This window comes from Marilutibacter maris, assembly GCF_006546735.2.
In the GTDB taxonomy this organism is placed as follows: domain Bacteria; phylum Pseudomonadota; class Gammaproteobacteria; order Xanthomonadales; family Xanthomonadaceae; genus Marilutibacter; species Marilutibacter maris.
In genome coordinates, this window is sequence record NZ_VICD02000052.1 from 1 (window position 1) to 10,789 (window position 10,789).

General features: G+C 63.5%; 2 protein-coding genes. Both read left to right on the plus strand.

All coding sequences use genetic code 11. The features are described 5' to 3' along the window. A partial coding sequence (locus FKV24_RS03830) for a non-ribosomal peptide synthetase (protein WP_141481376.1) occupies positions 1-2,799 on the plus strand: 2,799 nt, incomplete at its 5' end. After that, the coding region (locus FKV24_RS03835; RefSeq protein WP_141481378.1) for a non-ribosomal peptide synthetase at positions 2,796-10,789 on the plus strand (7,994 nt) is incomplete at its 3' end. The genes FKV24_RS03830 and FKV24_RS03835, both read left to right, overlap by 4 nt.

The following is a 10,789-nucleotide window of genomic DNA, read 5'->3' on the forward strand; positions in this document are numbered from 1 at the left end:
TGGAGCCGGGCGGCGCTGACGACGGTGCTGTACAACCGCTACCAGCAGTTGCTGTCGGGCCAGGCGTTGGCGCCGGTGACGGCGGACTGGACCTATCGCGACTTCGTGGCGCTGGAGCAGCATGTGCAGTCGGATCCCGATGCACGGACCTACTTCGCGACCTTGCTGGAAGACGCCCCGACGCGACAGCTGCCGCGTCTCAATGAGAACGGGAGGGCGAGTGGCGAGTTCGGCCTTGCCCAGGGAATCCATTTCGTCGAATCGTTGGAGTCGGTTTCCGCGGACTTGATCGCGCTTGCGCAGCGATTGGGGGTTTCGCTGCAATACGTGCTGCTGTCGATCCACTTCAAGGTCCTGGCAGCCCTGAGCGGAAAGGGAAGGGCGGTCAGTTGCGTGACCCAGAACGGGCGTCCGGAAAGCGATGGTGCGGAGCGGGGTCTTGGCCTGTATCTGAACTCGCTACCCCTGGCCATGGATATGGTCGAAGAGAGTTGGCAGGAACTGGTGGCGAGGACCGCAGAGCTGAGCACTCGCAGCGTCGCGTATCGACGCTATCCAGTGTCGCGGATTCAACAAGATGTCGGAAGCGTATTCGACGAGGTCACTTTCAACTACACCCATTTCCATGTCTATCAGGAGATGGATTCTTCTGGCGAACCGCTGCAGGTAATCGATTCGAGCAGTTTCGAACAGACGAACTTTGACTTCCACGTGGATATATCGCGCGGTGTCGGAGACGACACATTGCGAATGAGCCTGGTATTCAATGCCGATCTGTTCGACGAGGGGCTGATTGCGCGAATCGCCCGCTACTACCGACGCGCGATCGACCTGATGCTGGACGCGCCCCAGCGCTGTCACATGTCGACACCTCTCCTGGACGAGCAGGAACTCATCGAGCTGCGCGACCGCCGCAACTTGAGCTCGGTGGCATACGACACTTCGCCGGTGCACCGGCGCTTCGAGGTGCAGGTACAACGCACTCCGGATGCGATTGCGGTCTCCGCTGGAGAGATATCGCTGACCTATGCGCAGCTGGATGCGAGGGCCAACCGGCTTGCCGGATATCTGCGGGAGTCCGGGATCGCGCGGGGGACGAAGGTTGGCCTGTACATGGATCGCTCGGTCGAACTGATGATCGCATTGATCGGCGTTCTCAAAGCGGGGGGCTGCTATGTACCGATGGAACCCTCGTTGCCGGCAAGTCGACTGGAAACCATCATCGCCGACGCCGGAATCGAATGGGTCCTGCTGGACAACGAAGGGCTGGAGAAGCTCCCGCTGCAGAGCATCGATGTCATGAGCATGGACGGCGCATCGGTCGATGACGACTGGCTGGCTGAGTTCGAGGGCGGCTCAGAGCTGGCGGAAGGCGTCGGCGAGAACGATCTGGCCTACGTCCTGTACACCTCAGGCTCGACCGGAGCCCCGAAGGGGGTGATGGTCCAGCATCGTGCGCTTTCCAACTATCTGGACCATGCTGCGAAGCACTATCTCGACGAGCACATGCTCGGCGCCGTCGTGAGTTCTCCGCTGAGCTTCGATGCGACACTGACGACGCTGCTGCCGCCTCTGCTGGCCGGGAAGCAGGTGGAGTTGCTGCCGAATGGTGAGGCATTGCTGGAGGTGCTGTCGCAACGGTTGTTCGACAGTGGAGCGCCCCGTCTCTTCAAGATCACACCCGCACATCTGGAAGCCCTGGAGCACATGGCAGATGGCCGTGTAGGTAGCGCCGCCCACCGTATCGTCGTGGGCGGCGAGCAGCTCGGTGTGGCGACGCTGCGGACATGGAAGGGTGAGCGCCTGCCCAATGCCCGGTTTGTCAACGAGTACGGCCCGACGGAGACGGTGGTGGGCTGCAGCGTGTACGAGATGGCAACGTCGGCGCAGTTGGAGGCGCTGTCGGGCCGCGGCGCGGTGCCGATCGGACGCCCGATCCAAAACACGCAACTGTACGTATTGGGTACCGGGATGCAGATTCAGCCCGATGGCGGTCTCGGCGAACTGTATGTCGGAGGCGAGGGCGTAACCCTCGGGTATCTGAACCGGGACGGACTTACCGCGGAGAGGTTCGTGGAGAACCCGTTTGGCAGCGGGCGCCTCTATCGGACCGGCGATCTGGTCCGATGGCTGCCGGAGTGCGAACTGCTGTTCGAGGGGCGCGGCGACGATCAGGTCAAGGTTCGCGGCTTCCGTATCGAGCTTGGAGAGATCCGGAGCGTACTGGCCAGTGTCGAAGGCGTGCGGGAAGCGGCGGTGATCGCCCGCAATGACGTTCATGACGGCGAGGCCTGCCTGGTCGCGTACGTCGTCGCCCCCGACGCGGACGCCGGTCTCGCCGAACGCTGCAGAAGCGAGCTGATGTCGCGTCTGCCCGAGTACATGTGGCCGGTCGCGTTCGTCGGCCTGGACGCGCTGCCATTGACGCCCAACGGCAAGGTCGACCACAAGGCGCTGCCGCTACCGGACTTCGCGGTATCGCTGCCCGACTATGTGGCGCCGCAGACACAGACGCAGGTGTGGTTGGCCGATACCTGGGCGGTCCTGCTGAGAAGGGATGTTTCGACCATAGGCATCCGCGCGAGCTTCTTCGAGCTTGGCGGCCACTCGCTGATGGCGATACGGCTGATCGAGATGATCCGTCGGGGATTGGGGGTGTCGGTCCCGGTCCATCAGCTGTTCGGTGGCCAGACGATCGAGGCGCTTGCCGCCTACATCGATGCGAACCAGCGGGTCAATCGCATGGCTATCGACGAGAACGAAGCGCTCGGAGAAGACGAGGCGGAGGCGGTGATTTGAACACGCTGGAATCCCTGATCGATGCACTTGAGGACAAGGGCATCCGTCTTGCCCTTGATGGCGCTGGCGGCCTGCGTATCCGTGGCGACAAGGCTGCGCTTTCGAGCGAGTTGATGGGCTCCCTGCGTCATCACAAGGCGCAGCTGCTGGAATGGCTCAGCGCCAGCGATGGCGATGAGCCGGACATCGTGCCGGTACCGCGTGATGGCGACATTCCGGCGTCGTACGCGCAGCAAAGGCTGTGGTTCATTGATCGGCTGGGAGGAGGAAGTCCCCAGTACAACATGCCAGGAGCGATGAGGATCGAGGGCGCCTTCGACCCTGAGCTCGCCGAGCGCGCGCTATCCAGGATCGTCGAGCGGCATGAGGTACTGCGGACGGTGTTCGTTGCATCGACCGACACGCCGATGCAGAGGATCCGGCCGGCGGGTAGGTTCTCGCTTGCCAGACTCGATATGAGCGACCTGCCGGCGGAGCTTCGCGACCAGGCGGTCCGGGACGCACTGAACGCGGATGCGGTCAAGCCGTTCGCGCTAGATCGCGACCTGATGCTGCGCGCAGCCTATATCCACCTCGGGGACAGCGATGGCGTGTTGATGTTCAACATGCATCACATCGCCTCGGACGGATGGTCGATGGGCGTGCTGGTACGCGAGTTCGTGATGCTCTACGCGGCCCTGTCCGAAGGCGCCGACGATCCCCTGCCGCCGCTTCCGGTCCAGTACGCGGATTATGCCCAGTGGCAGCGACGCTGGTTGTCGGGCGACCGCATGGACCGGCAACTGGCGTACTGGGAGCGGACCTTGACGGGGATCCCCCAGGTTCATGGCCTCCCGTTGGATCATCCGCGACCGCCACAGCAGGCCTTCACCGGCGCGGTTCACGCCGTTCGAGTCGGCGGCGATGTCGCCGAGCGTCTGCGTGAGCTGGCCCTGGGCGCCGAATCCACCTTGTTCATGCTGGTGCACGCAGCGCTTTCGGCTGTTCTAGCGCGCTATGGCGGCAGTGAGGACGTGATTATCGGGACGCCGGTGGCCAATCGAAGGCGTGCCGAGCTGGAGCCCCTTGTGGGCTTCTTCGTCAACACTCTGGCACTCCGCACCCAGACGCCTCTTGCCCGCTCGTTCCGCGAGCATCTGGCCGTCGTGCGGCAGGTGAACCTGGAGGCGCAGGCCAATCAGGACGTGCCCTTCGAGCACGTGGTCGAGCGGATCCAGCCGCAGCGCAGCGCGAGCCACTCACCGGTGTTCCAGATCATGCTTGCGATGGACGCCCGCGAGGAAGGAGAGGTCAAGCTGCCCTCGCTGCGGATGACTCCGCTGTTCGGGGAAGCCGTCAGCGCGAAGTTCGATCTGACCTTCAATGCGTCCGAGGGCAAAGACGGCATCGATATCGGGATCGCGTACAACCGCGACCTCTTCCACGCGTCCTCCATGGAGCGCCTTGGTGATCTGATTGGCATGGCCCTGCGCCGGATCGTCGACAACCCGGATGCCTCGTTGGCGGAACTGACACGACCGGGAGACGAAGAGCGCGAGCGTCTGCTGATCGAGTGGAACGACACCCGCGCCGACTACCCCCTGGAACGCTGCATTCATCAGCTCATCGAGGCCAATGCCGCCCGGGTGCCGGATGCGCATGCCTTGAGCTTCGGCGATTCTGCGCTCAGCTACGGGGAGTTGAACGCGAGAAGCAATCGTCTGGCTCACCACCTCAGAGCTCTCGGTGTCGGTCAGGAGAAGCGCGTCGGGCTGTACCTGGAGCGATCGATCGACATGATCGTCGCCATTGTCGCCGTGCTGAAGGCCGGCGCGGCTTATGTGCCGCTCGACCCGGACTATCCGGGTGACCGGATCGCCTACATGATCCAGGACAGTGCGCCGGATGTGGTGCTGGTGCAGGAGTGCCTGCGTCCCGCTCTTCCGGAGTCGGGTGTGCCTGTGATCTGTCTGGATGCCGACTCGAACGCCTGGTCCGACCGGCCCGAATCGAATCTCGATCTGGAGATGAGCTCCAGCAGTCTCGCCTACATCATCTACACATCCGGATCCACGGGGACGCCCAAGGGCGTGATGAACGAGCATGCCGGCGTACTGAACCGTCTTATCTGGGGGCGCGAGCGCTTTGAGCTGGGAAGCGACGAGCGGATTCTGCAGAAGACTCCGTTCAGCTTCGACGTATCCGTCTGCGAGATCTTCCTGCCTCTTATCAGTGGTGCCGAGCTGGTCGTGGCGCGTCCGGACGGGCATCGGGATCCTCGATATCTGGCCGAGATCATCGAGCGAAAGCGGATCACCGCCACCTGCTTCGTACCTTCGATGCTGCAGGCCTTCCTCGATCATGCGTCTTCTGCCGGGTGTGCCAGCATCCGGCGCATATGGTGCAGCGGCGAAGCACTGTCCTTCGCACTGATCGAGCGGTTCCGGGAGGTTCTGCCGTCGGCCGAAATCCATAATCTATACGGTCCCACCGAGGCGGCCATCGAAGCATTGGCCTGGGATTGCAGCGAAGACATCGGTCGGAGCGTGGTGCCGATCGGCCGTCCCATCGCGAACATGCGTGTCTATGTCCTCGATCCGGACGGGCAGCCGGTGCCGCAGAGCGTATGTGGCGAGATCTGGCTGGCCGGTGTGGGCGTCGCCCGCGGCTATCGCAATCGGCCCGAGCTGACGCAGGAGCGTTTCTTGCCGGACCCGTTCTCGGCGATTCCGGGGGGGCGGATGTACCGAACCGGCGATGTCGGGCGCTGGTTGCCGGAGGGAGCGGTTGAGTACCTGGGCCGTAACGATTTTCAGGTGAAGATCCGGGGCCTCCGGATAGAGCTGGGCGAGATAGAACAGCAATTGCTTGGCATTGAGGGAGTCACGGCGGCGGTCGTGGTGGCGCGGGAGGATCGGCCAGGCCAGAAGCGGCTGGTCGCCTACGTGGCGGCGGAAGCCGATGATTCCCTGGTGGCGCGCATGCGCGGACACCTGCTGGGGCGGCTGCCGGAGTACATGGTTCCGACCGCATTCGTGTGCCTGCCTAAGCTGCCTCAGCTGTCCAACGGAAAAGTGGATCGGAGCGTGCTGCCATTGCCCGCCGACGAGGCGGCGACCTATGTCGCACCTTCGACCCCGACCGAGGCCGAGCTGGCGGAGATATGGGCGTCGCTGTTGGGGCGTGATCGTGGAGATATCGGAGCCCAGGACAACTTCTTCTCGTTGGGCGGTCACTCTCTGCTGTCGATCCGTCTGCTGGCCGAGATTCACGACCGTCTTGGCGTCGACATGCCGATCAGGGCGGTTTTCGAGGCCTCGCGCCTTGACGAACTGGCGGCGCGGATCGATGGCGACAGGGAGCCGGTGATATCCCGACCGCCGGTGGAAGTATTGGAGCGCTCGTCGGATCTGGTGCCGATGTCGTTCGCGCAGCAACGGCTCTGGTTCATGGATCGCTTCGCCGGAGGCAGTGCCCACTACAACATGCCAGGCGCCTTGAGGGTAGTCGGTCGCTTCGATCAGGATGCCACCGAGCATGCGTTGCGCCGGATCATCGAACGCCATGAACCGCTCCGCACCGTGTACGTGGACACGGCGGATGGACCAATGCAGCGGATTCGCGGTCAGTTCGACTGGAAGCTGCGGCGCCTGGACTTGAGCCACCTGCCTGTCTCGGAGCGAGAGCGGGGATTGGCCGACTTCCTGACCGTGTATGCGGCCGAGCCTTTCGATCTTGCTTCCGACGTGATGCTGCGTGCCGCGTTCGTCTCGATGGCAGATGACGAGGGCGTCCTAGCATTCAACATGCACCACATCGCTTCCGATGGCTGGTCCATGGGGGTGCTTGTGCAGGAGTTCATTCAGCTGTTCGATGCGTTCGTCCACGGACGGGGCGACCCGTTGCCGCCGTTGCCGGTTGCCTATGCCGACTATGCCGCATGGCAGCGGAACTGGTTGGCGGGCGAGGTCATGGAAAGGCAGTTGTCCTATTGGGAGGATAGGCTCGCGGACCTTCCGGCCACGCACTCGCTTCCACTGGACCGCCCCCGTCCCACCAACCAGACCTTCAACGGGCGAATCCACCGCTTCGAGATTGGCGCCGGTGTGCTGGAGGGGTTGAAGCAGCGTGCGCATGCGGCCAATGCGACGTTGTTCGTGTTGCTGAGCGCTGCGTTCTCCGTGGTGCTGTCGCGTCTCTCCGGCGAGACCGATATCGTTATCGGAACTCCCGTGGCGAACAGGTTGCATAAGGAGCTTCAGCCTCTTGTCGGGTTCTTCGTCAATTCGCTGGTCCTGCGCGTGGACTGCGATCCCGATCAAAGCTTCGACGATCTTCTCAGGCGGCTGCGCGCATCGAGCCTGGACGCACAGGACAATCAGGACGTTCCGTTCGAGTACCTGGTCGAGCGCCTGCAGCCGGCGCGGAATACCAGCCACACCCCTCTGTTCCAGATCGTGTTCAGCCTTACCGAGCCTGCTCGCATGTCGCCGGTTTCGGGCGATGTCCGATTCGAGGCATGGGAGCCCGACGCGCTGGCGGCCAAATTCGATATCAGCCTGGATGCCGCCGAAACGAGCAATGGTGTCGTCTTCTCGCTGCTCTACAACACCGATCTGTTCGACGCCTCTACGATGCAGCGCCTTGGCGGAAGCCTGAAACGGTTGCTGGAAGCGCTATCCGAAGGGTCGACGCAGACGATCGGCACGCTACCGCTGCTGGACGAAGCCGAGGAAGCGGAGTTACTCGCGCTGGCGGGTGAAGACGCGGGCTGGGACATCAACCTCGGACTTCATCGCAGATTCGAGAGGGTCGCGCGACAGCAGCCGGATGCCGTGGCTGTCGTCGCTGGTGACCGGATCCTCAGTTTTGAGGAGCTGGATACCGACGCCAATCGACTGGCCAGTGGCCTGCGTGCGCAGGGAGTGGCGGAGGGGGCGGTGGTGGCGGTCGTCTTGCCGCGGACCACCAATTTGATCGTTGCGATTCTGGCGATTCTCAAGACGGGAGCGGCCTATGTTCCGGTGGAGCCGGACTATCCGATGGAGCGGAAGCGCTACATGGTGCGGGATAGCGGAGCCGAAGTCGTGCTCACTTTCGAGCAGGACGACCGGCAGTACGGCCAGGCGCGAGTCTTTAATCCAACTGCGCTCGAAGCCGAGGCGGTCGCGGAGCCGTCCTCGGACATCGGCCGTGATGGTCTGGCCTATGTCCTGTACACGTCGGGATCCACCGGAACGCCCAAGGGAGTGTCCATAGAACACGGGGCCGTGGTGAACCTGGCTTCGAACCTGGCGATGGCCACGCGAGGGGTGGTGGGAGCCTGGGGTTGGGTGGCATCGGTGGCATTCGATGCATCCGTTCAAGGTCTGGCGGAACTGACCAGCGGCCGAACCCTGGTCATCGTCGACGAGGCGACCCGGCGTGACGGCGAGGCTCTGTCGGAACTGATCCGTCGCCATGACATCGCCATACTCGACGCGACTCCCAGCCTGCTCGAGCTGTGGTTTTCCCAGCAGCTGGATCCGGTTCTGCCCATGCTGGTGGTCGGTGGAGAGCCGATCTCGCAGTCGCTGTGGAGTCGCGTTGTCGCATGGCGCGCTCGCTACGATCGACGCGCGGTGAACATGTACGGGCCGACCGAGTGTTGCGTGAACAGCACCAGTGCCGAGATAGCCGGGCCGACACCCCACATCGGACGAGCGCTGCGGAATGTCCGCGTGTACGTTCTCGACAAGTCGCAGCAGCTGGTTCCCTCCGGAGGTCGCGGTGAGCTATGGATTGGCGGCTCGGGCCTTGGACGCGGCTACCACGGCCGTCCCGATCTGACCGATGCCAGCTTCATCGATCACCCACGCATTGGGACCCGTCTATACAGAACCGGCGATGTTGCCCGCCTCCGCGAGGATGGGGCGCTGGAGTACCTCGGGCGTTGCGACGATCAGGTGAAGTTGCGTGGCTATCGCATCGAGCCGGCGGAGATCGAGCATCGGATACGCGCCGTTGACGGTATCGAGGCGGCGGCTGTCGTGGTTCGTGAGGATGTCGCCGGCGATCGTCGCCTCGTGGCCTATGTCGCCGGTGACACGACGGTTGCCTCGCTGGCGCGGCAGCTGCGCGAAAGCTTGCCGGAATACATGCTGCCGGCGGCCTTCGTTGTGCTGGACGCGCTGCCGATGACCGCAAGCGGAAAGTTGGATCGGGCGGCTCTTCCTAAGCCCGAATACGCTTCGGAGGAATATGTCGCGCCCGAAGGCGAGCCGGAGCGGCATATGGCGTCCTTGTGGGCGGAGTTCCTGCAGGTCGACCCGGACAGGGTGGGCGCGAACTCCGACTTCTTCGAGATCGGAGGCCATTCCCTGCTGGCGACAAGGGTGATCTCCCGGCTGCGCGAGTCCGGTATCGGTTTGAGCTTGAGGGACCTGTTCGACCGACCTGTGCTGCGCGATTTCACCGCGCACGCGCAGCGTGCCGAGCGATCGGTCGTCCGCCCGCTTGAACCCGCCGATCGCGCTGGGCCGTTGCCCCTTTCGTTCGCCCAGCAGCGTCTTTGGTTCATCGACCAGATAGATGGTGGCAGTCACCAGTACCATCTGTCGTCCGCTCTGCGGCTGGACGGTGATCTCGATCGCGCCGCGCTTCATGGGGCGATCGACCGACTGCTCGATCGCCATGAAGCGCTGCGCACGACATTTGTCGCCGGTCCGGATGGGCCGCGGCAACGTATCAACCCATCCGCTGGCATGCCACTGGCGGTAGTGGATCTGTCCGAGATCCCGGTCGAACGACAGGACGATTCCATCGCGCGATTGGCGGACGAGGAAGTGCGCAGTCCCTTCGATCTGTCCACGGACATGATGCTGCGTGTGACCTTGCTCGTACTTGGGCCGCACAGTCACGTGTTGCTGTTCACGCAGCACCACATATCGTCGGACGGCTGGTCGATCGGATTGGTTATCCGCGAGTTCAGCGCGCTGTATGCCGCATTGCGAGAGGGGCGCACGGTGGCGCCGGAGCCGCCGCAACTGCAGTATGCGGACTATGCCAGCTGGCAGCGTGAATGGCTGACCGGCGAGGTCCTGGATGAACAGGTAGGGTACTGGCGCGATCAGCTGGCAGGGGCCCCGGCGGTGCACAGCCTGCCGCTGGATCACGCGAGGCCGGCACGCCAGGGCTACGAAGGACGTGCCTACTGGCATCAGCTCGACGCCGGTTTGTGGCGCTCGATTCGGGCCATGGCCAGGCGCGAGAACGTCACCGACTTCATGGCGTTGCAGACGGTGTTCGCCGTTCTTGTGGCCCGCTATTCGAATGTCCGGGATGTCGTCATCGGCACGCCGATCGCGGGGCGTGACGATAGCCGCCTGGAAGGCACCGTGGGCTTCTTCATCAATAATCTCGTGCTGCGAACGCAGTTCGATCCGGAAGCGAGCTTTCGTGATGTCCTGTCGGAACAGCGAAAGCAGGTTCTCGACGCCTACGCCAATCAGCACCTTCCGTTCGAGATGCTGGTTGAGGCGCTCAATCCAGTAAGGAGTCTGGCGTACGACCCTCTGTTCCAGATCGTCTTCAGCCTGAACAACAACGTCGACGAGCAGCTGCATCTGCCCGGGTTGGAGGTGACTGCCCTGCGCCGCCCGGTGAGTTCGGCCAAGGTCGATCTGGAGGTCGTCGCCATCGAGTCGGGAGACGATCTTGCGATCGGATGGACATATCGAACCGGAATTTTCGAGGAGTCCACCGTCGCCCGCCTTGCCGAAGGTTTTGAGCGATTGCTTGAGGCCGTCGTAGACGATGCCGGCCGGCAGGTGTTCGACTACCCATTGCTGACCGAGCGAGAGGCCAGCGGCGCCATGCGGGCGGGGCGGGGTGTCGATTCACCGTACGACGCGCGCCCGGTGCAGCAACAGATCGCGGAGCAGGCGCAGCGGACGCCGGCATCGCCGGCGGTGGTCTGCGGCGATGTCACGCTCAGCTACGCCGAGCTGGAGGCGCGCTCGAACCGGCTGGC